This window comes from Aestuariivirga sp. (assembly GCF_965227715.1).
Taxonomy (GTDB): Bacteria; Pseudomonadota; Alphaproteobacteria; order Rhizobiales; family Aestuariivirgaceae; genus Aestuariivirga.
The window spans coordinates 4,071,084-4,094,305 of record NZ_OZ245771.1 but is presented as its reverse complement, the minus strand read 5'-3'; the positions used below and the strand labels follow the sequence as shown (position 1 = coordinate 4,094,305).

Below are 23,222 nucleotides of genomic sequence, written 5' to 3'. Positions count from 1 at the left end.
AATCTGATCCACGCTTCTGCGGAAAGCCGTGAAGCCGGGTTTCCGGCTCCACGGCTTTGCGAGGGTCAGGCGGTCTTCAGCCGCTGCATTCCCTCGGCCAACGTCCACAGGGCGCGGTTCAGCCCGACATTCTGGTCGATACCGTTGATCGGCCGCGTCCGGCTGCGGCGGATGCGTCCATCCGCAGTCTGCCGTCGTCCATCCAGCCCGCCCCGAATGAGGTTTTCCTGAATGACGTTGAAGGTCTGCCACAGGTTTTGCCCGACATCCTCGCGGCGGCGCGGAGCGATGATCTGATCCGGGCGAACCGGGCTTTCCCCCTCGCCATAGCGCGCGACAAGGCTCGCCTCGGCCAACACCTGCTGCTCGTCCCGTGAGAGTCGCGTGTCCTTCATGGTCTCGGTCGCATCGATCAGGCGCGGAAAGTCCTCCGCGACGGTGTAGACGCCCTCAATGATCTGGTCCTGAATGCCACCCTTGTGAGGAACGCGGACTTCCTCGAACCGCTCTCCCGCGATCATGCTGTTGGTGCAAACGAAGCGGAGCACCCCGGCGAACATCTGATAGGCGCTGGTCCCGTCGTGGCTGTTGACGATGATGACTTCCGCCGCCTCGGGTTTGCCGATCCCATCATCCCGGCGCAGGCGTAGCATGTGCTTCGCGTGACCGTGGCGGCTGCCGTCGCGCGGCACCGATTGCACCGCAAAGAACGGAAACCAGCCCTCCCGGCGCAATCCTTCCACGATCTCGATGGTGCGGACGTAGACGTAACGCTCCGACCGGCTGTCATGCGCTTCGCGGGCGAACACTGAGGGGACGTGACGAAAAAGAGCTTCGTTGTCGAGGGCTTCGCGTCCGCTGATCTGGTGAGAGTTGCGGCCGAACCGGGTGGCGAGATGATGATACATGGTCTGTCTCCCTTGGGGCTGGGTTGGAGCGCAGCGCTGCGCTGCAACCCTGGCCGTCGCCGAGACCGGGGTAGCAAGGTGCAAGGGCGTCGGGGCCGGAGGGGGATCGCCCGGCCTGCACGCAATGAAATGGAGGAAGGCCGGGGATACCGGCCCGGACGAGCGCCAGCGATCCCTTGCAGCGCGCGGGGGCGGAGCCCTTAGCTTTTTGATATATTGCAGCTCAACTGGTGCAACTAGGACAGCGTGACGATGAGTGACCCGGAAGATCCATTGGAACCCATTGCTCGACAGATGCGTGAGCGGCGTGAAGGCTACGAAGAGGCTGTTTTGAACAGCCAGCCCTTCCAAGATGGGTTGCGTTACCTTCAGGGAATTGCATCCGATTTTCTTATGGCCACGACATACGTGCGTTTACAAGGGACGCGCTATGACGCGAGCAACGATTATCTTTTATTCCGCTTCGCGCCGCATATCGTGGAATCTACACTTGCGATCTCGATGAATGCTAAGGAGGGGCTGCAAAATGCTGCCCGCCGCGAACTGCGCTTCCTGCTTGAGGCGTCAGTAAGGTTGTCATCTCGCGATTTTCATCCCGAAGCTCGGAGCTTTGAAGAACGACTTCGGGGACTTGATGACAGAGATCGACGATTTGAGGACTACGTTGCAGCGCTAGTATATTTTGATGAGTTCGAAGCGCATCCGGAAGCGAACAGCACGATTTTATCGCTCTACAGCGAGTTATCCCGCTATGTGCATGCCACAGTTCCACAGTTTCAGGAAGCGGAGAACCGTTCCCGGCGCGGAGAGGATGCAGGCATGGAGTCGGTCGCAACCCTCAATCGATTCAATAAACTAGCATTCCAAGTTTACGACTTGGTCCTCGTTCGATTGTTTCATGGACTGGGATTGAGCATGGCCGGAGACATATTTACTGGCATATTGGACGACGAACCGAAGTGGCGCTTCCACAAAGGGAAATTTATCTCGCGACTGTCGAAGTGCTTCGATTACAAGCATGAGCGCAGTATCCGACGCGGTGAAATCTGAACGAAGCCGATTACGGAAAAGCGTACCGAAGCCCCGCGTGAGAGCGGGGCTTCGGAGGCAAACACGGCCTCAGTCGCCGTTGCGGCGAGACCAGATGAGGTTGTGAGCTTCGCCGCCGTCGTCCTCGACCAGGCTGGCGTAGATCGGGGCCGGAAAGCTCGGATCGTCCAGCTTGACCGAGAGATAATCGCGGCCGGTCTCGCGGGCGGTCTTCTTCCACGCCGCACCGAACTCGGTGGTGCCGGCGAAGATCCGATAGTCCGGGCCGCGCTCGCTGTCGCCCTCGGTGGGAACGAACTTGGCATTGACGTTGAGAGTCAGGGTCTTGACCGTGCCGGTGATGTCGCCGTTCGCGGTCTTGGTGAAGGTGCCGATGGTTGCCATTGTCGTGTCTCCGTTCCTCGGGCCGCGCCTATCGCGACCTCGATGGTGGTCGTGCGAACGGGGACGATCAGCCCGCACCTGAAAGGCTGAAACGAAGTGGAAGGCGGCCGGCGACGGCTTTTTTGTTTCGCGATGCAAAGCCGAAGGCGGCGGAAAAAAGCTGGCGACGGACGTTGCGGGAGGATGATCGAGGCGCAGCCGGTCTTCGGTCAGACCCACGCAGGTCGAGGACGCCGTGGGTGCGGCCGGTACAGGACTGACGAGATATGATGATGCGATCCGGTCGCTGCTGTCAGATAAAGGCGAATGACGGCATCACCAGCGCGGCTTGCCCTGACGCCTGAAACGCTTCTGGCCTGTCCCGTCCGTATGGCGGACAAAGCTGCGCTCCCGCCCCATGGATCGAGCGTGCCATCGGATTGCACGGCTTTGAACACCATAGTCACCCGGCTTGCGGATGCTGCGACAAGGTGGGGTGATTTGCTCCGGCCTGATCCGCTTGCCCGTCAAAGATGAAGATGGGGCAAAGCGCACAGCCTGACCACGCGGTAGCGGAGATTGATGCCTGACACGTCCAGACACCCGACTATGGCAGGGGGCTTTTGGCGAACCGCCGCTGATCTTCGCGTTAGCGATCGACGCGTATGGCGGAAACGCGCAATGGGCGCGGTTCCGGCGCAGCCGAGAGCGCGGCCAGAAGGGCAACGTCCCTTGGCAATTTCAGTCGAGCATTTAGGCGAACGTTGATACATGTCGGGTGCATATTCAGAGCTGAACATTTATGATGCCGCGATGGCTACAAGAGATGATGTTATTTCCTTTTATGAAACTCACTACGACGTGCTTGGGTCTTGGCTACTGAAGCCGGGCGATAAGGTCATGCTCGGAGACAAGAACAATCGGATTTGCAGATTCTGCGGCAAACGTCCGCCAGATGTGACATTTCGCAAGGTGGCACATGCCATACCTGAGTCTCTCGGCAACAAGAGCATCGAGAGCGCCTACGAATGCGATACCTGCAACGACAAGTTTGGCCGGGGCATCGAGAACGATCTAGGCAACTGGTCAAAGCCTATGCGTACCTTCGCTCGCATCCGGGGAAAGAGCGGTGTGCCGACCCTGAAGAAGGGAGGCGATGCGCCAGGTTGGCGGATCGAGTACGGCGAGAAGGGTTTTAACATCTCCTCCTACGAAGACGATCCATTGTATGAGATCGATGAGCCCAACAAAAGAATCACGTTCAAGCTTAAGCGAGATGCTTACACGCCTGTTGCCGTGCTTAAGGCTTTCATGAAGATCGGCCTGACATTGCTTCCGGACGTAGAGATCGTAAATTTCCCGCACCTCATGGCATGGGTGCAAGACAAGGATCACAGCCGTCCTTTTGCCGATCAATGCCCGATCATATATTCGTTCCAGCCGGGACCGATGCCTAACGATCTTATCGCTGCATTCATTCTACAGCGAAAACCATCCGTGACTGGATATGCATATGCTTACTTGATTTTGGGATATGGAAACGAAGTCTTTCAGGTGCAGTTGCCATCGGAAAAGCACGATGGCGCTATGAACGGCCAGTCTGTTTCGATCCACCCTTTTCCGACGCCGGGGTCGCCCGATCCAACACGATTTGGCGCACCAGGTCGTGCTCTCCTCGACTTCACGGGTCGCGAAGTTGTAAAAGGCGAGATTGTTCCTATAACAGTTGGTTACGAACAGGCAGTTGAAAAGAATGCTGGCTCAGCAGCCTCCTGATTGCTGCTGATAACCGTTACTCTTTAACTACGCGGAGTGGCCGTTCGTCGGTGCGGATAACCGCATCACCCCCGACAGGCCGGTGATGCCGCCTCTGATAAGGCAAAAGATCATGCGCCATACCTCTGACGGTACAACCTCCCGCGTGATGCCGTGGACCAGCGCATAGCCGGCGATCGCAGCCGGAGCGGCGAAGGCGAGCGCCACCGCAAGACGAAGGATCGGGAGACGGACCGCCGTAAACAGGATCAGCAACAGACCATAGGCGGCGACACCTGCCATCAGCCCTACCAGTCCCGCGCCGATCAGGCCGGAGCCAGAGGCGTAAGTCCAACGCGCCGCCTCCACGCCGAGCATGAAGGGCAGCGCATAGACGGCGAGTGTATAGACCAGGATACAAAGACCGGCGACCAAGGCGGCGGCCATACCCAAGAGCGCGATCATCGCAATTTCCTCCCAACCCGATGACGATCACGGTCATCGGTCGGTCGCGCGAAGCTCGCCCTCGCGCGACCGCAATTTTTCCAAGCAAAAGCGGGGGAAAAAACCGGGACCGCTCGCGCGGTCCCGGCTCGTCCTCACTCGGCAGCTTGCGCGAAGGGTTCCGCTTCCGACACCGCATCGCGCGATGCGGGCCGTGCGGTGCGCAGCACGGACGGCAGCCAGCCGGCTCCGGCGAGAAGCCGTTCGGCAGCCTGCGCCATCTCTGCCTTCTTCAAACCCGCGATCCGCTCGGCGGCTTCATCACCGACCGCTTCCCGCACGGCGGCGTGGATATGCGCCTTGGTGACGCGACCGAGATAGGTCTGAGGTGGTCTCGTCCGGCTGGACAGATTGGCGGCCGTCGTAAGCTTGAGCCTGTGGTCCGTCACGCCGCCAGTCTGATGTCGCCGGCCTCCTCGTAGACCTCGACGGGCGTACGCCCACCGTGCGTCGAGTGAGGTCGGTCGAAGTTGTAGTAGTCGATCCACCGTCCGATGCCGGCACGGGCTTCCGAGCCGGTCTCGTAGGCATGGAGGTAGATGCACTCGTACTTCATCGACCGCCATAGCCGTTCGATGAAGACGTTGTCCATCCACCGGCCCCGTCCGTCCATGGATATTCGAACGCCCGCGTCGGTCAGGACCTCCATGAACCGTGGACTGGTGAACTGGCTGCCCTGGTCCGTGTTGAAGATCTCGGGCTTCCCATGCCTCGCCATGGCCTCCTCGACCGCAGCGATACAGAAGTCGACGTCCATCGTATTCGACAGCCGCCACGCCAACACCCGCCGGCTCGCCCAATCCGTCACCGCGACGAGGTAGAGGAAGCCGCGGCGCATCGGGATGTAGGTGATGTCGGCGCACCAGACGTGGTTCGGCCTGACGATGTCGAGGTTCCGCAGCAGATACGGCCACTTCTTGTGCTCGGGATGCGGGACGGTCGTCCTCGGTCGTTGATAGACCGCCTGCAATCCCATCTTCCGCATCAGCCGCCGGATTCTCTTTCTTCCGACGGCATGGCCGTGCCGACGCAGATGACGGGCCATCTGTCGCGATCCGTACCATGGTGTCTCCAGGAACTGCTCGTCGACCAGCCGCATCAGCGACAGGTTCAATAGTGTCTCGGCCGCTGCCGGCGCGTAGAACGCCGAACGACTGATGCCGACGAGTTCGCACTGGCGTCGGATCGTGAGCCTGGGGTGGTCGGGTTCGATCATCTCGCGCCTCCGGCCGACGCTCAGCGTCCGGAGGCGCGTTTCAAAAAATCCCGCTCCACAACGAGTTGGCCGATCATCGCGTGCAGCTTCTCGACCTCACCGTCGCGGGCATTCTCCGCCGCTTCGGCTTTGCCGGAGAAGACGCCCGACATTCCGTCGATCGCCTGCTTCTTCCACGCGCTGATCATCGTCTGATGGACGCCGTATTTCACCGTCAGCTGCGCCACGGTCGCCTCACCGCGAATCGCCTCCAGGGCGACCTTGGCCTTGAATTCCGCCGAATACCGCTTCCGCTTCCCCATCATCGGGATCGTCCTTCTCTCAGGTCGACCCAAGCTTATCGAACTGCCCGTCGGACGGGGACCACCTCAGTCTGCACGGACGGGGTCCAGTGCGCCGCCATGTCCAGCGCCACCGCGCTCGCAAACTTCTCCATCGTCGCGCGGGCATTCGGCTTTTGCTCCCACGGTATCCTGACCACATTGACCGTCAGCGAAGCGCAATGGGCGAGCAAAGCCATGAGGCTTGCATAGTCCAGACCGGCGACGAAGGCCCACAGGTCCGCAACGTCGCGCGGCATGTCCGACGCCCATCCGGCATGACGATCCGCCAGCGCCTTCGCGGCGGGCGTATTCTCGATCCCGTCAGCGTGGGAGGCGAGATAGGCGCTGGTCAACCGGATTTCGAGGCACGACGCTTCCCCGCCGCGATAGAAGGTCTGCGCCGCCATCGCATGGACCACAGCGACAAGCGCCATGTCCGGCTGCTCGCCAAGGGCGAGACGCAGACCCAGGGTGCGACGGGCGGTCAGGTCGCGGATGAGAAGGTCCGATAGCGGCTTCCCCGCATCCTCGGCTTCCTCGTCCTCCGACTGTGGTTCGGCGTCCTCTCCACTTCCCCCGTCCCCGACGATTTCGCCATCTTCCGTGATGGTCGCTTGCTCCACGTCCGTCGATTTCGGGGCCTCGTCTTCGGCGCGGATGAAGCCACGCTCGATACGGGACATGCCGTCATGGTTCAGGATGACGAACACGCCACCGCGCGCGATCTCGTCGGCGTCATAGGCGCAGCGCTTGGCGTCGATCCGTTCGATCTCCGCTTCAAGCTCACCGAACCGCCGATCCACCTCATCCGGCAGTTCCTCGTAACCTTCGTACTCCGACGACAGGCGGTCATAGTCCTCCTGCGCCGCGCCAAAAGCGGCGCCATCGTCCGCCGACAGGTCCACCGGATGCGGATAGCTGCGGCGCATCCCGTGCGCGTGGGGGAAGTCGATTTGAACGGAAGCCCACTTCCATCCCTCGGCTGCCTGCACCTCAGCGGCGATGCCTTCCAACTTGTCGATGACGAGCCGATCCAGTAGCGCGGCGTCCTCGAAATAGCCGCCCCGGTCCTCGGTGAAGAGGTCGCGGATGATGGTGCCGCCCGCCTCGGCGTAGGCGTCCGCACCGACGAAGATCGCACGCCGGTCGGTCGCCGCGACGTTCATCTTCGTGAGGTCGCGCCGGATGGTGGATGGGTCGCGGCTCCACGACAGGTTCTCGTAGACCTGCACCTGCCGGTCGTGGTCCTCGGTGATGGCGAAGGCCATCAACTGGTCCAGCGACAAGCCGCCGTCCCGATAAACCTGCATCAGCTTCGGGCTGACGGCACCAAGGCGAAGGCGCTGCCTGACGACATGGGCGGTCACGCCAAACCGAGCGGCGATTTCCTCCGCACCCCATCCGCGATTTTCAGCCAGCTCGCGGAAGCACTCGAACTGGTCGGCGGGGTGCATCGCCTCGCGAGTGACGTTTTCGTCAAGGCTGATTTCCGTCGCATCGTTCTCGGTATCCAGAACGCAGCGGATGGCTTCCGTCTTCTTGATCTGCTTGCGTTTGACGCGCAGCATCTGCGCCAGCCTGCGGCCCTCGCCGATGGTGACGAAATAGAAGCCGGTCGGTTCGCCCTCCGCGTTCGTCTCCGGCTCCACCACCAGATTTTGCAGCATCCCCTTGGCGGCGATACTGGCGGCCAGCGCCTCGATATGGGCCTCACTGTGCGGGGTCTTGCGGGCGTTGCGAGGCGACTTCTTCAACTTGTTCAGCGGCACGAACAGCACCGCGCCATTCTCAGTGGCAGAAGCTTCGAGAACCGTGGCGGTCGTTTCGACTGTGTTGGTCATAGTCTTGATCCTTTGGCTTGGGTTGGAGCGCAGCGCTGCGCTGCAACCCTGGCCGTCGCCGAGACCGGGGGGTGCAAGGTGCAAGGGCGGTCGGGACGGAGGGGGGATCACCCGGCCTGCACAAGCGGATCGAAACTATGGGCGAAAGTCTGGAACACGCATCCGCGCGGAAGGCCGGGGAGACCGTCCCGGCCGAGCGTCAGCGATCCCTTGCACCGCGCCAGGGGGCAGCGCCCCCAAGCGACTGCCCGGCATGAGCGCCAGCGGGTGACAGGCATGAAAACCGGATCAGGATGTGCAAAGCCGTAGAACCTGAAAGCCCTACATCCTGATCTCCGCATTTCCGTCTCCGGACGGATCATAAGCACGACGAAGCGCCCCGCCCGAAGGCGGGGCGCGGTTGCGATCGTCAGTCGGTGACGATCCTGCGGGATTGGCGGGCGCGCTGAGTGTACCAGCTCAAGGGATGCTCGGCGCTGAAGTGGAGATCACGCTCGACCGGAAGCCGAAGCCGTCCGCCAACCGTGCGGATTTCGGCAAGGCTGACATAGCCGAGCTCGGGTTCGCCAAGGCCGAGATCGCAGAGGCCGAACAAACGGTCGGGGTCTTCGGGATCGGCTTCGGTGAGAAGCCAGGTGGCGCCGGCGTCCGGTGTGAAGAGCTTGACGACGGGACGCGGATCGATGTCCTCGCCAGCGGCGCTGCGAGCACCATTGGCGAGAAGCCGGGTGTAAAGTTCGTTGGTGATGAGCGCTGCGGCCATGTCGGCCTCCATTCGATGTCACCCTCCGATCGAGGGCGAGGAGGCGTTCGGCCGGCGCAATCGAGCGGCGCGGTCAGGCCCTACACGGTCTGGTGCGGGCCGGGCTTGACCGCGTCGCGGCGGCGGCCAGCGTTACCGAAGCTTGGCGAGAGGGGAAGATCGAAGGCCACAGGCACAGTGCGCTCAGGAAAGGACGTGCCGGGCTTTGGGGAATGCGGGGTGATGTGTCGCTCGCGATTGCCTTCCGATTCCCGCGCGATGGCCGCCGTTTCCCGCACGTCGACGCCCGATGTCTTCAATGAACGAGCGACATGCATCACCTTGGTCGCAGTCATTCCACAGCGATCGAAGGCGATCGACATGAAACGCGAACAGACGATTTCAAGAGAAGATCCGGCCTTGGCCTCCGACTCTGTGCAGCCACCCGCCAACGAGCCTGCCGAGAGCAGCTTCAAGCGGTTTCAGCCGCTCGCCGATCTGCTCAAGCGCGTGATCCGCCGCCCGGAGCTTCGCAAGATCGTGCCACTCGCCGACACGACGATCTACGAGATGGAACAGCGCGGCGAGTTTCCCAAGCGCTTCTTCCTGACGCCACGCTGCGTTGTGTGGGATCTGGCCGAGGTCGAGACCTGGCTCGACGGACGGCGCCACGCATCGGAGACAGACGCCTTGCGCAAAGCACCGGCGCCGGATGTTCGTCAACGCCGCACCCGACCGGTCAAGCCCCCAATTCAGCTTGGATGAACGGAACTACATTTTCCTGCCGGTCGTTCGAAAGGAGTGGCCAGTCAGATCGACGTTCAGCTGGCGCCAGAGTGGGCCTTGGTCGGCGCTTTGATAGCGGACGCTCGGCTTTGCGCCTCCATTTTGGTCATTCAAACTACGACTTGGTGCTCCAGAAACTTGCCGTTCGCTGAGCAGAGATAAGAACAACGCTAATGTTGGTCAGGGAGGGTATCGTACCGTTCCCATCCATCGTGACGATGCGGCCGACGAGAACCTGTCGAACGTCGTGAGCTGCTGCAATGAAATTTCCCAACTAAACTCCCCCCAGAGACTGAATTTGAGATTTTTAGGCGTTCTCATCCTGCTTCGACGGCTGGTCCGCGCGGTGCTGCTCACTCGCCAAGGCCCGGTAGCGTCGAAGTAACGTCTGAAATTCGTCCCAAACGTCCGTTTTTGCCTTGATCTTCATGATGAGCAGAGTGGCAATTGTCATTGAAATACCGAGCTCTGTCATCGTGCGCTGAAAATCGTCGTCATCGAGCGCAGGATGAAGGGTCAGTGTTGCCGAGCCGGTTTCGGGATGCTCGATATAGTGCCGGTTGAGAGCGGTGACACTCACGTGAGCCGCGTCCCCGGAAATATCACGATAGCTGCGATAAAGCCGATCGAAGTCGCTGCCCTCCAGGAGCGTACCGAGTTGGATTGCCTTCGCGCCCTGGAGCCCTTGATCTACAAATTCCTGCAGCTGTTGCCTGACGTCGTCGGTGCCGCTGAACGTCTTCGCATCAAGATGAAGAGCAGCCCGCGAATGCCGGCTCTTGAAATCGTCGTCCTTCATTTTTGCGACGAAAGCGGGATTTCGGTCCAGCGCGATGAGGTACATCGTGGCCTCAAGGACGCCCCGGGAATGGATGCGAAAATCAAGCTGTCGGTCGTTTTCGAGCAGGAGCAAGGCGCCCTCGAACAGTGTCAGCGCTCGGGCGTACAGCGCCATTTTGAGCGCTATCAGCTCCCTTTCCTCGTCTGAGACAACGTCGACCGGGTATTCTGAACTGAAGCGCCTAGCAGCATCGACATAATCATTCATCCAGGCAAGCCATTGCGATGAGCGCGATTTCTGTTCGGTCACGGAAAATAGCTCCGAAAAAGTTGGCATGGCTGGGGTTTCCTGACAGAATTTCGAGGGAGCCCGATGCCATCGGCAGGCATATGGGAAAGGCAAAGAGTGTTGGGTTTCGTCTTCTTGCGGGCGAACTCGGTTATCACGTCGCGGTCCCGATTTTCGTTGAGGTGCTTCATGGTAGATGAATGTCATGAGGGATGATTTACAAGAAGTACTTTCGGTATTCGCGGCGGCGGTGCGTGCACTTCTGCAGGATAAGGATATTGCCTATGCGGATCCCGCCGAGCGGGCGCTTGTCGCTCGGGTTCGCGATCTCCTGCATGGGGAATATGCCGGCTGGTCGATCGATCTGGAATGGAATCGGCGCGAGGATGTGATCAAGCGCCTTCGCTATGACCTGAGCGATGATGAGTTGATTGGGAAGGACGCGATCGTCCCTGACCTGATCGTACATCGGGTCGGGAAGCGTGACAATTTGCTCGTCGTCGAGGTCAAGAAGTCGACCAACAAGGACTTCGATGGGGACATCTGGAAACTCAAGGGGATGACCGAACAGGCAGGAGCCTACGGGTATTTGGTTGGGCTTCATCTGGTAATCGACGTGAAGGCGGGGATCGCGCCGCGTTGCGACGTCTATGTCGACGCCGCTCTGGACGAAGAGTTGACGGAGTGGATGCGCGCTGAGCTGGGGGGAGAAGGTTGACTGCCGATCCTGTTGAGATCGTTAAACTGCTCGGCCGCTTTACTGGCCCGGATTTGACGCAGACCTTATCGCGCATCGAAGGCGCGGTGCGAGGCGTTTCGGCAGTTGATTGTACGGGCTTCCTCGCTAATGCTGGGGCAGGACGTGAGGTGCTTGCGGCCGCGGCCGGCATGAAGCGGCTTGCCGGACAGATCAATGTCACAATCCATGCACTCGGCATCCTTATGTGTCTGCCACATATTCTCGAGCCGGACGAGCGCGTCGAATCTGTGTCTCTCGGTGCGGGAAATACGGGCCGCGATTTCGATCTGGAAACGAATGTTCGGGTTGCCGAGTTCAAATTCATTCAGTGGAGAGGCGGGCCCGAGACGATCCGCCAGAATTCGGTTTTCAAGGATTACCTGCGGCTTGCGGAGCATCCGACGGCGAAGCGTAAGCACCTCTATTTGCTCGGAACGGAGCATGCGATCAGGTTCTTGACAGGTGGTCGCGCCATGTCGAGCGTCTTGAGCAGAAACGCCAAGCTGCAGAGGATGTTTACGGAGCGGTTCGGGGAGCGCTTCCGGACGGTTGGCGATTATTACAGGGCTCACGCCAGCGCGGTTCAGATCGATGATGTTTCGCCGTGGCTTTCGGAGTTGGCGGAGGAGTTGATCGCGGAGCCGGATATAGACGTGAGCGATTGAAGAGCAATGCAAATGAGCAAATGCGCTGGCAAACGGGAAAACACCGAAGGGCTTCGATGGGGAAAACGCTTTATATCATTGGAAACGGCTTCGATCTCCACCACGGAATTCCGTCATCTTATAAAGCGTTCGGAGAATATCTCCGGCGGTCGGATGACAAGACCTACGAGTTAGTCGAAAAATACTTGACGATAGATGCTCAGTTCTGGGCCGAACTCGAGGATCGGTTGGCCGCGTTGGACAGCGATTCGCTGATTGAGGACGCGTCCAACTTTCTGGTCGGATATGGCGCCGACGATTGGAGCGACGCATACCACCACGATTACCAGTACGAGATTCAGCAGGCGGTCGAGGCGATCTCGACGACGTTGCGGTTGCGCTTCGCCGAATGGATACGCCAGCTTCCTGTCCCATCGGCTGCTGAGTTCAGCGGGCAGCACGTTCCAGTGGATCCCTCGGCTGTCTTCTTGAACTTCAATTACACGCCGTCGCTACAACGTCTGTATGGGGTTCCCGACATCAACGTGTTGCATATCCATGGAGCGGCGGCGAACCCAACGGAGACGTTGGTGCTGGGCCATGGATGGGAGCCCGATCCAAACCCGGATCCCTATCGTTTCGAGCAAGATCCGGAGGGTGCGGATATGCGTGTCGTCGAAGGGCAGGAGATTGTCGACGATTACTTCCGAGACACGTTCAAACCCACCGCCAAAGTCATCGAGAAAAACGCAGCCTTCTTTGCCGGGCTGTCGGATGTCGATCGGATTGTTGTGATGGGACATTCGGTGTCGGAGGTTGATCACCCGTATTTTGAGGAGGTCATCGCGAATATTGACGTCAACCGGGTGAGCTGGAAGGTCAGCTACTACGGGGATCTTGATGGGCTGCGTAAGCGGATGGAGTCGTTGGGTGTGCCGGCCCATCTGACCGATTATGCCTTGCTGAATGCGTTTTGAACGATTGATGAGTTTTGAAATCGGAGGGTATAAATTTGGCGACGACCGCCCCGAATAGAATTTCCAATGAAGAATATAGTCGCATCATGGCCGATATTGCTCGGCTTGAAATCGACCAATCGCCGTCTGTGATGGAAGCCGAGCGCATCTTGGTCGGCATCTTGGTACCTATCCTTCGGGTCGAGGGTTTCGACATAGCGGTGACATCTGGGGCTCGCGACGAAGGTCTCGACTTTGTGGGTGTGCGCGGTGATCCGGCGCTGGGCTTGTCCGAAAGGCTGGGCGTCGAAACCAAATTTTATAGACGAGGCTCAAAGGTTTCGATTGAGCAGGTTCGCGCATTAATCGGAGCCGGTCTTCTGAAAGGTATGGGGCGGGTAATCCTCGTTAGCAATTGTGCCTTCACGAATTCGGCGAGGGCGACGGTCGAGCGCGACCTTCCCCTGACAGTCGAACTCAAAGCGCTGGACGATCTGCGCAGCTGGCTTGAGCTCGTGCGGGAAGCTGGGCCCGATGCGGAGACAGAGGTGCGGGTCATGCTGCGCGAGTTGAGTGAGCGTTTCGCGCGGCTCATTGCACGCGAACCGGGTGCCTTGGCTCATTTGGAATGGCGGGACGTTGAGCGGATCGTTGCCGAGGTCTTCGATGGGCTCGGCTTCCGGGTAACGCTGACGCCTGGATCGAAGGATGGCGGGAAGGACGTCATTCTGGAATGCGAGGTCGCGGGCAAACGAGCGATCTATTACGTCGAGATAAAGCACTGGCGGTCATCGACGAGGGTCGGTGCTGACGCTGTGATGAAGCTCCTGAAGGTGATCGTGAAGGAGAAGAAGGCCGGAGGCCTGTTTTTGTCGACCTATGGGTTCACCGAGAATGCTTTTGAACAGCTGACGACAATCGAGCGGGAAAAGCTGAGGTTTGGCGATCAGGACAAGATCGTTACTCTATGCCGAACATATGTGAAGGCGAAGTCGGGGATTTGGTCACCGCCAGAAAACCTGACCGAAGTTCTCTTCAATGGAGATGCGGGTGGCTGATGGGAGAGAAAATGAGAAGGAGGCGTCGCTGGACGTTCTGCTTCAAGGTGCGGAGAAAACCTTCGCCAATGCCGAGCAGCTATTTTTTGAGGCCGAGCTGCTGGCGAAAGCCGGTGGTATCGCCCGGGCTCTTTGCCTTCACCAGATTTCGCTCGAGGAGTGTTCGAAAGTCAGCAATCTCGGAGTGTGGGCCGTCAGCCTGGTTCTAGGTTTCGAAGTGAATCAGAAGAAGGTGCTGGCTGCATTTGCCCGCCATTCCTCGAAGAACAAGTCGAATGCCTACATGCTGGAACCTTCAGAGGATGAGTTGGCGGCGCGGGCGCGCGGTGATTGGGATGCTGCGAGAGAGGCGTTCAAGAAGACGCAAGATGCGTTTCACGATGACTCGAACCGAAACAAAAACGCATCGTTCTATGTGGATTGGTTGGACGGGGAATTCGTCGCGCCAAGCGAGCGCATTACCAAGGAAATGCTCGAAAAAATCACTGAGAGAAACGCGGAGTTTCTTGGCTATGCGCAGAATTCATTGAGGATATTAGGGACTTTGACCGCGTCGCCCGAGGTCATTCGGGATCTGCTATCCGGCTTCGTCGTGGAGGCGGAGCGGCTGCGGGCGGAAGAACCGGATAGCCTTGAGGAGGCGATGGAGACGATGTTGTCCTCGATCCTGGAGGCAGGAAAAGCGAAGTTGGCCGGTAGAGCGCACTAATTTCGAGTGGATCGTTTTATCTTGAGGAGGCGGAGTGGAGGCGCATGCCAGCGTTGGATTCGACAAGCAGCACTTTGATGGCGGCTCTGGAGCAGTTCGAGGCGACGGAAGCCAATCTCATCAAGCTGGAACGATTGTGGGATGAGATCGCTTCGATGATCCCGACTGGGATCAATTTTGGCGCGAATGTCGAATATGAAGATCGGGTTCGTTCATTCGATCTTCTCGTCGCTAGCCTTCCGAAAATCGGGGGATGGAAGCCGACCGCAACGCCGCCGGATCTCGACGGAGTAGCCCAAAGCCGACTGGACGCGATGGAGATTGATGAGCCGAGCGCGCACGTGTCCGTCGAACGCTGGATTGAGGAGCCCGGACGTGAACTCCAAGAGTATCGTTTCCGGTTCAACAATATGCGAAGAGCGCTCATCCGAGACGCGCTCATCAGCCTGATCGATCAGATTGACGCGGACATTCGCGGCGTTCGCGCGGTCGTCGGGCCGGATGCGGAGCGTCCGCACCAGATCGAAAAAGAAGTCTGGAATGAGATGCGCGAGCATATGAGGCAGATCGAGGTTCTGCTCGGCTCGAGCGTGAAGAAACCAGCGCGGTGGTCCGACATGATGCGTCACATGCATTTTGGATGTGTCGGCGATCTCCATGATATCGAAGCGATGGACTGGCCGGACGTCAAAGGCACGCTCCGCAAGGGTTTGTATGGCGCCAACGAGGCCGTGCCGGTTCAGGTCGAGGACTTGTCGGCCCTGGTCGCAGCGCGGCCGACGGGCCCTATCACCACAGCGTTGGCTTGGTCGAAGATCGACGATCAGACTTTCGAGCGTCTGATTTTCACGCTCATCAGCGACACGCCAGGCTATGAAAATCCAGAGTGGCTCATGCAGACGAGAGCGCCGGACAGGGGACGTGACCTCTCTGTGATGCGCGTGATCCAGGACGAACTGTCAGGCACCATCCGCCTTCGTGTCGTCATTCAATGCAAGCACTGGAAGACCCGTAGCGTGAGCGTTGCGGAGGTCTCGTCGACCAAGGATCAAATGGCACTTTGGCCGAATCCTCGGGTCGATGTTCTCATCTTGGCGACGAGCGGGCGGTTCACCGCTGATGCGGTTACCTGGATCGAGCAGCACAATGCGAGCGGTGCATCCCCGCGCGTTGAGATGTGGGCGGAAAGCCACCTCGAACGCCTTCTGGCCGCCCGACCTGCAGTCATCGCAGAGTTTGGTCTGCGGGGTCACTGACGGACGGATAGAGCAGGAACGATTAGTGAAAATTGCGCGACTTCACCTTGATGGTGCCGATGTGCTGATCTGGAATGTAGATATCGCGCGTTCGCAGCCCTATTGGCGGCATATCGCGCGGGTGGGCTACGGTAGCAAACGGCCGCTATCTATGGAGTGCTACTGAAACCCGACAGTCGGCAATCGGCCCCATCCCGGACGTAACAGTCTAGCTGAGGAAATGCCAAAAGGTCCGGCGCTTCGTGCTTTGCCCGATTCTCAATTGCCTCCCATAAACGCCATCGACGGTGGCAACAGCGCCGGCGCGCGCTTCACTCCGTTTACCCAGGCATCGACCATGTCAGCCCATTCCTGGAGCATGTGCCGGCGCTGCGGTTCGTATTCCGCCTTGTTGTAGACGCCACGCGAGGAGCGCCCGTCCTCATGGGCGAGGCATTTCTCGATCCAGTCGCTGTTGAAGCCCATTTCGTTCAGGAGCGTCGAGCCGGTTCGGCGCAGGTCGTGGACTGTGAACGGCTCCAGCGGCAGCCCCTCCTTCTTCGCCCGCGCTACAACGGCCGTGGTCACGCGATTGAACGTCGCGCGCGACATGGGGGCATCGGCGTCATAGCGGGACGGAAGGAGATAGCGCGAATTGCCGGCGCAGGTCTTCAAGGCGATGAGGATGTCGAGCGACTGCTGCGACAGGTAGACGTTGTGCGCCTTTGACCGCTTCATGCGCTCCTTCGGAATGGTCCAGACGGCGTTCTCGAAATCAACCTCGTCCCAGACTGCGTCCTGCAATTCGCTCTTGCGTACCATGGTGAGCAGGATCAGACGCAGGCCGAGGCGGATGGTCGGCAGGGTCGGCACGTGCTCGATCCGCTGCAGCATGATCTTGATCTCGGCCGGGGACAGCGCCCGGTCCTTCGGCTGGAAGGTCGCGATCGAGGCCGGCCCGACCTCGTCGGCCGGGTTCGGCACCTTCTCCCCATGCAGGATGGCGAAGGCGAAGATCTGTTTGACGATGTCGCGGGCGTGGATGGCGGTCGCGGGGGCGCCGCGCTCCTTCACCTTGGCACAGAGCTGTCGCAGATCATCCGGCGTCACCTCGGTCAGAAGGCGGTTCTTCCAGGCGGGGAGAATGTCACGATCGAGGATGGCCTTGCGCATCGAGCGGGTGCTTTCCGCCATGCGCGCGTCCTTGATCCATAGGGCGCTCACCGCACCGAAGCTGCGCTCTATGGCCTTGCGCCGCTTGTCGCGCTGCTTCTCATGTGCCGGGGAAAGCCCCTCCGCCACCAGCTTGCGTGCCGCGATGCAGCGTTCGCGTGCCTCGGCGAGCGTGAGGCCATCGGCGCCGTAGCGGCCGATCGTTAGCGTCTCCCGGCGACCGTTCAGACGGTAGTCGTATCGGAAGGTGATTTGGCCTGTCGTGGCGACGGAAACGTACATACCGTCACGGTCGGCCACCTTGTATAATTTATCCTTTGGTTTCAGCCTCTTGATGGCCATGTCTGTAAGCATGGGGACGGCCTCGTTGACGATCGAAAGCGCCTTTTCGAGCCCCAATTTTACCGTCAAATCCGATACCGTCAATCAACGAGAATAATCATTATAAAACAGCGTACTAACTTGGTTTTTCGTGGGCTGCTGCCGTTTTTGGCCTGACGGTAGGGCAAAAATCCGGCTGACGGCGAAAAACGCATACCGTCGCGCGCACCGTCAGAGCCCATCGCTTTAAGGCGATAGGCTCCGATAGTGAACGCTTGACTTTTTGTTTGATTTCAGCTAGTTATGATGATGTTGCGATAGTTCACGAAACGCCGCGAACCACATCATTTCATTCCCACTCGATCGTCCCCGGCGGCTTGCTCGTCACGTCATAGACGACGCGGGAGACGCCCTTCACCTCGTTGATGATGCGAGTGCAGACGCGGGCGAGGAAGGCGTGGTCGAAGGGATAGGATTCAGCCGTCATGCCATCTGTGGAAGTGACGGCGCGCAGGCCCAGCACGCGATCATAGGTGCGGCCGTCGCCCATCACGCCCACGGTGCGCACGGGGAGCAGCACGGCGAAGGCCTGCCAGATCGCGTCATAGAGGCCGGCCTTGCGAATCTCGTCGAGATAGACGGCATCCGCCTTGCGCAGGATCTCGAGTTTCTCTTCCGTCACATCATCATGCGGGATGCGGATGGCGAGGCCGGGGCCCGGGAACGGATGGCGGCCGACGAAGCGCTGCGGCAGGCCCAGTTCCTGGCCGAGGAGCCGCACCTCATCCTTGAAGAGTTCGCGCAAGGGTTCCACGAGCTTCATGTTCATCCGCTCAGGAAGCCCCCCCACATTGTGGTGGGACTTGATGGTAACGGAGGGGCCGCCGGTGAAGGACACGCTTTCGATCACGTCCGGATAAAGCGTTCCCTGCGCGAGGAAGGAAGCACCGCCCACCTTCTTCGCCTCTGCCTCGAACACGTCGATGAACAGCCGGCCGATGATCTTGCGCTTCTGCTCCGGGTCGGTGACGCCCGCGAGTTCGCCCAGGAACAGCTTCCTGGCATCCACATGGACGAGCGGAATATTGTAGGTCTCGCGGAAGAGGGTCACCACCTCCTCCGCCTCGTTCAGGCGCATCAGCCCATGGTCGACGAAAATGCAGGTCAGCTGCTCGCCGATTGCCTCATGAATGAGGACGGCGGTGACGGCGGAATCAACCCCGCCGGAAAGTCCGCAGATCACGCGCTCGAAGCCCACCTGCTTCTTGATCTTGTGGATCATCTCCGACTTGAAATGCGCCATGGACCAGTCGCCCTTGCAGCCGCAGATCTCGCGCGCAAAATTGCGCAGGAGCTTCGCGCCGTCGGGCGTGTGGACAACCTCCATGTGGAACTGCGTGGCGTAGAACTGGCGGTGCTCATCGGCAATGGCTGCGAAGGGGGCACCTTCCGACGTCGCAATCGCCTTGAAACCATCCGGGATCCCCGTCACCCGGTCCCCATGGCTCATCCACACCTGGTGGCGCTCGCCCTTTTCCCACACGCCATCGAACAGCGCATTGGGCTCCTTCACCTCAACGAAAGCCTTGCCGAATTCGCGGTGGTCGGAGGCCTCAACCTTGCCGCCCAGCTGCGCGCACATGGTTTGCTCGCCATAACAGATGCCGAGCACCGGCACGCCGCGGGTGAACACCCGGTCCGGCGCCCGCGGGCTTCCGCCCTCATGCACGGAGGCAGGCCCACCTGAGAGGATGATACCCTTGAGGCCCGGCCAATCGAGCGCCCTCTCGGCGGACTGGAAGGGGACGATCTCCGAATAGACCCCCGCCTCGCGGATGCGCCGCGCGATGAGCTGGGTGACCTGGGAGCCGAAATCAATGATGAGGATACGGTCTTGCATGCGGGGTCTTTAAGGAGGAGGACACGAGTCTGCAAGATGCGACCTCGAGCTTTGATCCCGGCTATTTGAGGCTGGCGATATACTCAGCGAGTGCCTGAACATCCGCATCGGGCAGCTTCGAGAGGTTGGTCTGCACCTCCCCCATGCCGCCGGAGGACATGTCCTCATAGCCCATCATCTCGCCGTTCTGGAAGGCGGAGGCCAGGTCTGCCGCATCCTTGTACTTGCCGCGGGCGATAAGGCCCCGGAGGGATGGCACCTTGCCTTCCCCGCCCGGATGGGGCCCACCTGCGAATTGCCGGCTCATATCCGCCACCATCAGACTGCTCCGCGGAGTGTGGCATTCATTGCAGTGGCCGGGCCCATTGGCGAGGTAGGAGCCCCGGTTCCAGCTGGCGGACTGGGTGGGGTCGGGTGTCCATTGCGCGGTATCAAGGCCCAGGTGCTTCCACAACCCAACGCCGCGGCGCACAAGCCAGGCAGCGGGGACCTCCGCTTCCTTCTCCGGTGCGGAGACGGGAGGAAGCGAGGCCAGATAGGCGCGGATATCGAGCACGTCCTCCGTCTTCATCCGGGCATAGGAGGTATAGGGGAAGGCCGGGATCAGGTTTTCACCTTCGGGCGAAATGCCATGCTGCACGGCGTTGACGAACTGGATGTCCGTCCATGTGCCGATACCGGTTTCGGGATCGGGCGTCAGATTGGGCGGGTAGAACACGCCCACCGGCGTCTTGAACGGCGCGCCGCCTGCCGGAAGTGATGCGTCCACGCCTTTGAGGTCTGGCCCCGGCTTGTGGCAGGAGAGGCAGCCTGCAGCATTGAACAGGATCTTCCCGTTTGCGGCGTCGGCCACATGCGCCGGAAGGGCCGCTTCGGCCAGAGGATGAGGCGTACTCATCCCCCAGGCCAGGGCCGCCCCGGCCGTGAGGATGACGGCGCCTGCCGCCGCGAGCAGGCCCATGCGGGACATGGCCATGGCCTTAATCAGCAGCCCGGAACTTCTCGTGGCAGCCCTTGCAGGCCGCACCGAGGGCGGGGAAAGCCGCCTTGAAGGAAGCCTCGTCATGGCTGGCCTCAAGACCCGCCACAGCCACATCCAGCGCCGTCCAGCCTGCGGCAAAGCCGGCAGGATCGGACCAGATCTCGGGTTTGGCATCGGTCTTCACCGTGGCACCCGTCTGGGTGGAGACATTCCAGACATCGGCGGCGGTGGAGGCCGCATGCGCATCCTGGATCGATTTGGCCACGCTCTGGACCGCTGCATCGTCATAGGGGGTCTCACCCTTGAGAATGGAGACCAGGGCCTTCATGGCCTTCATATTGGTCTTCATCTCCGCTTGGCGGGCGGTGATCAGGGCATCGGCGGAGCTTTGGGCAAGGCCTGCTCCGGCGCCTGCCACGGCAAGTCCTAGGCTCAGGAGCAGCGCTCCGGCCAGTTTCATTTTCATGGTCAATCTCCAGATCTGGAACTTGTGTCCGGCAGCCCGGGGGTGCCCGCTGGCGCCCCCGGAATGAGGGTGAAGCCTTACTTGCAGGCCTTGCCTTCCTTGGCCGTGAAGGTGATCTTGGAGCCCTTCACCGTCACGTCCTTGATGGTGCAGAGCACGCCCTCATCGGGAGCGGAGACCTTGAAGTCATAAGCGCCGTCGGGAAGTGCGGCGATCGTCACCGTCTTGCCATCGTCCAGGGCGCCTTCCTTGATGCCTTCCATCAGATTGGCGCCGAAAGCGCCCTTGCCTGCGGGTGAAGCGAAGAGCTCGTCAATCGGAAGGCCGCTGTGGTTCGAAACCGTCAAGCCCGCCGCAAAGGCGGAAGAAGCCATGGCCATCAGGGGAAGCGCAAACAGGATACGTTTCATGGTTTGATTTTCCAAATTCATCAGAAGTGTGTTGGGAGGGGCGCTGCGCCGCCGTTCTGCGCTGCAGGCCATCCGCCAGTCCGGCGAACGGTGCTGGAAATAGCCATGCCTTCTCCTGCCGCCCATTGGCCCGGAGTTTATATGCAGTGCAGCAAGACTGGAATTGGGGCCTCCTAAACCTCAGTTTAGGCCTGAATGTCAGGCCAGGAGCAGGTCCCACAGCAATTTTACATTGAGGCAGATGATGATTCCAGCCGTGAGGCCGGCCAGGAGTGTAAGCCAGCCCGGTGCCGTAAAGTCACCCATCTTCCGCCTGTCCCTGGTGAACATCACCAGCGGCACGATGGCGAAGGGAAGCTGGAAGGCGAGGACGACCTGACTCAGGATCAGCAGCATCCCCGTTCCCTCTGCCCCATAATAGAGGGTAACAGCCGCTGCGGGCACGATCGCGACGATTCGGGTGATGAGCCGGCGGGCCCAGGCCGGAAGTCTGATGTTGAGAAACCCCTCCATCACGATTTGCCCCGCCATGGTGGCGGTGACCGTGGAATTGAGGCCGCAGCACAATAGCGCAATGGCGAAGAGCTTCGGTGCCAGCAGTGAACCCACCAGCGGTGCCAGCATGGAATGCGCCTCGCCGATTTCCGCCACGCTGGTCCTTCCGCTTTCGTGGAAGGTGGCGGCGGCAAGGATCAGGATGGAGGCGTTGATGAGGAGTGCGAACATCAGCGCCGCCGTCGAATCCCATGTGGCAAAGCGCAGCGCCTCCCGCTTTTCTTGGGGGCTGTCGCCATAGGCCCGGGTCTGGACGATGCCGGAATGGAGATAGAGATTGTGTGGCATCACCGTGGCCCCGATGATGCCGAGCGCCAGATAGAGCATCGCGGGGTTCTTGACGATCTCGACCGTCGGCGCAAAGCCCAGGATCACCTGCCCCCACTGCGGGTCTGCCAGTGCCAGCTGCACCACGAAACACAGGAAGATGACACCCAGCAGCGAAATCACGAAGGCCTCGATCCACCGGAAGCCCAGCCGCTGCAGCCAGAGAATGACGAAAACATCCAGCGCCGTGATCACCACGCCGAGTTCAAGCGGAATGCCGAACAGCAGGTTGAGGCCGATGGCCGTTCCTACGACCTCCGCAATATCGGTTGCAATGATGGCGATTTCCGCAAACAGCCACAGCACGAAGGCAACGGGGCGTGGGAAGGCATCGCGGCAGGCCTGCGCCAGATCCCGGCCGGAGCCGATGGCGAGCCTGGCGCATAAGGATTGCAGAATGATCGCCATGATGTTGGACATCAGCGCCACGGTGAGCAGCGCATAACCGAACTGCGCCCCGCCGGCGATGGAGGTGGCCCAGTTGCCGGGGTCCATGTAGCCGACGGCGACCAGGAAGCCCGGCCCCACAAAGGCCATGGCCCGGCGCAGGATCGACCCCTTGTTGCCAACCCTGACAGTGCGGAACACGTCTACCAGCGGCGGCTCGCCTCTCCGGCGGCGCCAGCCTGCGTCTTCCGTGGTCACGTCCGCAGAGGTCATTGCAGCATCTTCCAGCATGGCGGAAAGTTTAGCATTGGCTAAACCCTTTGCAATAGGGTAATTCATGTTTTTTTCAGGAGTTCCCTCGTGGCAGAGCGCGCGAAGAAACCCGGGGCGGCAAAAATACGCTCGGCCGCCTTCAGCCGGATCAGGGCCGACCACCAGTCGGAACTGGCCGAAGACTATGTGGAATTGATCGCCGACCTGATCGACGAGAAGGGCGAGGCGCGCGGATCCGACGTGGCCTTGCGCCTAGGGGTGGCCAACGCCACCGTGGTCAAGACGCTGAAGCGCCTGCAGGACGCAGGCCTCGTCACCCAGGAACCCTACCGCTCGATCTTCCTCACCGGCGACGGCTGGAAAATGGCGGAAGACGGCCGCCGCAAGCATAAGATTGTGGAGGCCTTCCTGCTGGCACTTGGCGTTTCCGAGGAATCCGCCCGCATCGATTCCGAAGGGATCGAGCACCATGTGAGCGATGAAACGCTGAAGGCTATGGCCCGCTTCCTGGCCCGGAAGATGTTGTAGTC

At 60.4% G+C, this 23,222-nt stretch carries 25 protein-coding genes; 10 read left to right on the top strand and 15 right to left on the bottom strand.

Annotated elements, in window-relative coordinates; genetic code table 11:
- Positions 1-65: 65 nt before the first annotated feature.
- Positions 66-908: a DUF932 domain-containing protein gene (locus ACO06F_RS19525; RefSeq protein ID WP_421694387.1), complete on the bottom strand. Its 843-nt coding sequence runs from the start codon at positions 906-908 to the stop codon at positions 66-68.
- Positions 909-1,160: 252 nt separating this feature from the next.
- Here ACO06F_RS19525 and ACO06F_RS19520 point away from each other — a divergent pair, with 252 nt between their 5' ends.
- Positions 1,161-1,958, top strand: a complete 798-nt coding sequence (locus ACO06F_RS19520; protein ID WP_421694386.1) for a hypothetical protein — start codon at positions 1,161-1,163, stop codon at positions 1,956-1,958.
- A gap of 69 nt (positions 1,959-2,027) precedes the next feature.
- On the opposite strand, the gene ACO06F_RS19515 is transcribed toward ACO06F_RS19520, so the two are convergent.
- Entirely contained in the window at positions 2,028-2,342 is a 315-nt protein-coding gene (locus ACO06F_RS19515; protein WP_421694385.1) for a DUF736 domain-containing protein, read from the bottom strand.
- 750 nt (positions 2,343-3,092) lie between these two features.
- Between ACO06F_RS19515 and ACO06F_RS19510 the strand changes: the two genes are divergently transcribed.
- Positions 3,093-4,097 carry an HNH endonuclease gene (locus ACO06F_RS19510; protein WP_394946389.1) on the top strand — a complete coding sequence of 335 codons (1,005 nt, stop codon included), beginning with the start codon at positions 3,093-3,095 and terminating at the stop codon, positions 4,095-4,097.
- 27 nt (positions 4,098-4,124) lie between these two features.
- Here the strand turns inward: ACO06F_RS19510 and ACO06F_RS19505 are convergent, their stop codons facing one another.
- From ACO06F_RS19505 to ACO06F_RS19480, 6 genes are all read right to left on the bottom strand, one after another.
- The gene (locus tag ACO06F_RS19505; protein ID WP_421694384.1) at positions 4,125-4,541 is read right to left on the bottom strand and encodes a hypothetical protein; all 417 of its coding nucleotides are present in this window, start codon (positions 4,539-4,541) and stop codon (positions 4,125-4,127) included.
- A 134-nt stretch (positions 4,542-4,675) separates the two neighbouring features.
- On the bottom strand, positions 4,676-4,969 hold the full coding sequence (locus tag ACO06F_RS19500) for a hypothetical protein (protein WP_421694383.1): 294 nt from the start codon (positions 4,967-4,969) through the stop codon (positions 4,676-4,678).
- Positions 4,966-6,101 (bottom strand): IS3 family transposase gene (locus ACO06F_RS19495; protein WP_421694382.1). Its coding sequence is split into 2 segments (ribosomal slippage): positions 4,966-5,831 and positions 5,831-6,101, totalling 1,137 coding nucleotides; the frame shifts between segments, so codons are not numbered across the junction. The genes ACO06F_RS19500 and ACO06F_RS19495 overlap by 4 nt, the downstream gene beginning before the upstream one ends.
- A 32-nt stretch (positions 6,102-6,133) precedes the next feature.
- Positions 6,134-7,960 (bottom strand): ParB/RepB/Spo0J family partition protein, encoded by a 1,827-nt coding sequence (locus ACO06F_RS19490; RefSeq protein ID WP_421694381.1) that lies wholly within the window; start codon positions 7,958-7,960, stop codon positions 6,134-6,136.
- Positions 7,961-8,369: 409 nt separating this feature from the next.
- On the bottom strand, positions 8,370-8,723 hold the full coding sequence (locus ACO06F_RS19485; protein WP_421694380.1) for a DUF2958 domain-containing protein: 354 nt from the start codon (positions 8,721-8,723) through the stop codon (positions 8,370-8,372).
- Between the two features lie 80 nt (positions 8,724-8,803).
- A complete protein-coding gene (locus ACO06F_RS19480) occupies positions 8,804-9,058 on the bottom strand; it encodes a hypothetical protein (RefSeq protein ID WP_421694379.1) in 255 nt (84 codons plus the stop codon).
- 142 nt (positions 9,059-9,200) lie between these two features.
- Between ACO06F_RS19480 and ACO06F_RS19475 the strand changes: the two genes are divergently transcribed.
- Positions 9,201-9,467 (top strand): helix-turn-helix transcriptional regulator, encoded by a 267-nt coding sequence (locus ACO06F_RS19475; RefSeq protein ID WP_394946490.1) that lies wholly within the window; start codon positions 9,201-9,203, stop codon positions 9,465-9,467.
- A gap of 328 nt (positions 9,468-9,795) precedes the next feature.
- Here ACO06F_RS19475 and ACO06F_RS19470 read toward each other — a convergent pair whose 3' ends face one another.
- Complete coding sequence (locus ACO06F_RS19470) at positions 9,796-10,605, bottom strand: DUF5677 domain-containing protein (RefSeq protein ID WP_421694378.1); 810 nt, start codon at positions 10,603-10,605, stop codon at positions 9,796-9,798.
- 157 nt (positions 10,606-10,762) lie between these two features.
- On the opposite strand from ACO06F_RS19470, the gene ACO06F_RS19465 reads away from it, so the two are divergent.
- From ACO06F_RS19465 to ACO06F_RS19440, 6 genes are all read left to right on the top strand, one after another.
- Positions 10,763-11,275 (top strand): hypothetical protein, encoded by a 513-nt coding sequence (locus tag ACO06F_RS19465; protein WP_421694377.1) that lies wholly within the window; start codon positions 10,763-10,765, stop codon positions 11,273-11,275.
- Positions 11,272-11,961, top strand: coding sequence for a hypothetical protein (locus ACO06F_RS19460; RefSeq protein WP_394946396.1), 690 nt, complete (start codon positions 11,272-11,274; stop codon positions 11,959-11,961). Before ACO06F_RS19465 ends, ACO06F_RS19460 begins: the two co-directional genes overlap by 4 nt.
- Positions 11,958-12,917 (top strand): bacteriophage abortive infection AbiH family protein, encoded by a 960-nt coding sequence (locus ACO06F_RS19455; RefSeq protein ID WP_421694376.1) that lies wholly within the window; start codon positions 11,958-11,960, stop codon positions 12,915-12,917. The genes ACO06F_RS19460 and ACO06F_RS19455 overlap by 4 nt, the downstream gene beginning before the upstream one ends.
- Positions 12,918-13,003: 86 nt before the next feature.
- Entirely contained in the window at positions 13,004-13,954 is a 951-nt protein-coding gene (locus ACO06F_RS19450; RefSeq protein ID WP_421694375.1) for a restriction endonuclease, read from the top strand.
- Positions 13,935-14,663 carry an AbiV family abortive infection protein gene (locus tag ACO06F_RS19445; protein ID WP_421694374.1) on the top strand — a complete coding sequence of 243 codons (729 nt, stop codon included), beginning with the start codon at positions 13,935-13,937 and terminating at the stop codon, positions 14,661-14,663. The genes ACO06F_RS19450 and ACO06F_RS19445 overlap by 20 nt, the downstream gene beginning before the upstream one ends.
- A 77-nt stretch (positions 14,664-14,740) precedes the next feature.
- Positions 14,741-15,919, top strand: a complete 1,179-nt coding sequence (locus tag ACO06F_RS19440) for a restriction endonuclease (RefSeq protein WP_394946400.1) — start codon at positions 14,741-14,743, stop codon at positions 15,917-15,919.
- A 258-nt stretch (positions 15,920-16,177) separates the two neighbouring features.
- Here ACO06F_RS19440 and ACO06F_RS19435 read toward each other — a convergent pair whose 3' ends face one another.
- From ACO06F_RS19435 to ACO06F_RS19410, 6 genes are all read right to left on the bottom strand, one after another.
- Complete coding sequence (locus ACO06F_RS19435; protein WP_421696727.1) at positions 16,178-17,425, bottom strand: tyrosine-type recombinase/integrase; 1,248 nt, start codon at positions 17,423-17,425, stop codon at positions 16,178-16,180.
- A gap of 316 nt (positions 17,426-17,741) precedes the next feature.
- Entirely contained in the window at positions 17,742-19,292 is a 1,551-nt protein-coding gene (gene guaA / locus ACO06F_RS19430) for a glutamine-hydrolyzing GMP synthase (protein ID WP_421694373.1), read from the bottom strand.
- Between the two features lie 61 nt (positions 19,293-19,353).
- Positions 19,354-20,268: a c-type cytochrome gene (locus tag ACO06F_RS19425; RefSeq protein ID WP_421694372.1), complete on the bottom strand. Its 915-nt coding sequence runs from the start codon at positions 20,266-20,268 to the stop codon at positions 19,354-19,356.
- Positions 20,269-20,272: 4 nt separating this feature from the next.
- A complete protein-coding gene (locus ACO06F_RS19420) occupies positions 20,273-20,740 on the bottom strand; it encodes a c-type cytochrome (protein WP_421694371.1) in 468 nt (155 codons plus the stop codon).
- Positions 20,741-20,817: 77 nt separating this feature from the next.
- Positions 20,818-21,150, bottom strand: a complete 333-nt coding sequence (locus ACO06F_RS19415) for a hypothetical protein (protein ID WP_421694370.1) — start codon at positions 21,148-21,150, stop codon at positions 20,818-20,820.
- Between the two features lie 198 nt (positions 21,151-21,348).
- Positions 21,349-22,692 (bottom strand): Nramp family divalent metal transporter, encoded by a 1,344-nt coding sequence (locus ACO06F_RS19410; RefSeq protein WP_421694369.1) that lies wholly within the window; start codon positions 22,690-22,692, stop codon positions 21,349-21,351.
- 87 nt (positions 22,693-22,779) lie between these two features.
- Here ACO06F_RS19410 and mntR point away from each other — a divergent pair, with 87 nt between their 5' ends.
- Entirely contained in the window at positions 22,780-23,220 is a 441-nt protein-coding gene (gene mntR / locus ACO06F_RS19405) for a manganese-binding transcriptional regulator MntR (protein ID WP_421694368.1), read from the top strand.
- The last annotated feature ends 2 nt before the right edge of the window (positions 23,221-23,222 follow it).

Excerpts from the sequence above, each read along its gene's own strand:
- ACO06F_RS19485 (WP_421694380.1), bottom strand. The coding sequence starts at position 8,723 with ATGGCCGCAGCGCTCATCACCAACGAACTTTACACCCGGCTTCTCGCC.
- ACO06F_RS19525 (WP_421694387.1), bottom strand. The coding sequence starts at position 908 with ATGTATCATCATCTCGCCACCCGGTTCGGCCGCAACTCTCACCAGATC.
- ACO06F_RS19440 (WP_394946400.1), top strand. The coding sequence starts at position 14,741 with ATGGCGGCTCTGGAGCAGTTCGAGGCGACGGAAGCCAATCTCATCAAG.
- ACO06F_RS19470 (WP_421694378.1), bottom strand. The coding sequence starts at position 10,605 with ATGCCAACTTTTTCGGAGCTATTTTCCGTGACCGAACAGAAATCGCGC.
- ACO06F_RS19420 (WP_421694371.1), bottom strand. The coding sequence starts at position 20,740 with ATGAAAATGAAACTGGCCGGAGCGCTGCTCCTGAGCCTAGGACTTGCC.
- ACO06F_RS19465 (WP_421694377.1), top strand. The coding sequence starts at position 10,763 with ATGAGGGATGATTTACAAGAAGTACTTTCGGTATTCGCGGCGGCGGTG.
- ACO06F_RS19480 (WP_421694379.1), bottom strand. The coding sequence starts at position 9,058 with ATGACTGCGACCAAGGTGATGCATGTCGCTCGTTCATTGAAGACATCG.
- ACO06F_RS19425 (WP_421694372.1), bottom strand. The coding sequence starts at position 20,268 with ATGGCCATGTCCCGCATGGGCCTGCTCGCGGCGGCAGGCGCCGTCATC.
- ACO06F_RS19515 (WP_421694385.1), bottom strand. The coding sequence starts at position 2,342 with ATGGCAACCATCGGCACCTTCACCAAGACCGCGAACGGCGACATCACC.
- ACO06F_RS19415 (WP_421694370.1), bottom strand. The coding sequence starts at position 21,150 with ATGAAACGTATCCTGTTTGCGCTTCCCCTGATGGCCATGGCTTCTTCC.
- ACO06F_RS19435 (WP_421696727.1), bottom strand. The coding sequence starts at position 17,425 with ATGCTTACAGACATGGCCATCAAGAGGCTGAAACCAAAGGATAAATTA.
- guaA (WP_421694373.1), bottom strand. The coding sequence starts at position 19,292 with ATGCAAGACCGTATCCTCATCATTGATTTCGGCTCCCAGGTCACCCAG.
- ACO06F_RS19450 (WP_421694375.1), top strand. The coding sequence starts at position 13,004 with ATGGCCGATATTGCTCGGCTTGAAATCGACCAATCGCCGTCTGTGATG.
- ACO06F_RS19445 (WP_421694374.1), top strand. The coding sequence starts at position 13,935 with ATGGAGATGCGGGTGGCTGATGGGAGAGAAAATGAGAAGGAGGCGTCG.
- ACO06F_RS19410 (WP_421694369.1), bottom strand. The coding sequence starts at position 22,692 with ATGACCTCTGCGGACGTGACCACGGAAGACGCAGGCTGGCGCCGCCGG.
- ACO06F_RS19510 (WP_394946389.1), top strand. The coding sequence starts at position 3,093 with ATGTCGGGTGCATATTCAGAGCTGAACATTTATGATGCCGCGATGGCT.
- ACO06F_RS19520 (WP_421694386.1), top strand. The coding sequence starts at position 1,161 with ATGAGTGACCCGGAAGATCCATTGGAACCCATTGCTCGACAGATGCGT.
- ACO06F_RS19505 (WP_421694384.1), bottom strand. The coding sequence starts at position 4,541 with ATGATCGCGCTCTTGGGTATGGCCGCCGCCTTGGTCGCCGGTCTTTGT.
- ACO06F_RS19490 (WP_421694381.1), bottom strand. The coding sequence starts at position 7,960 with ATGACCAACACAGTCGAAACGACCGCCACGGTTCTCGAAGCTTCTGCC.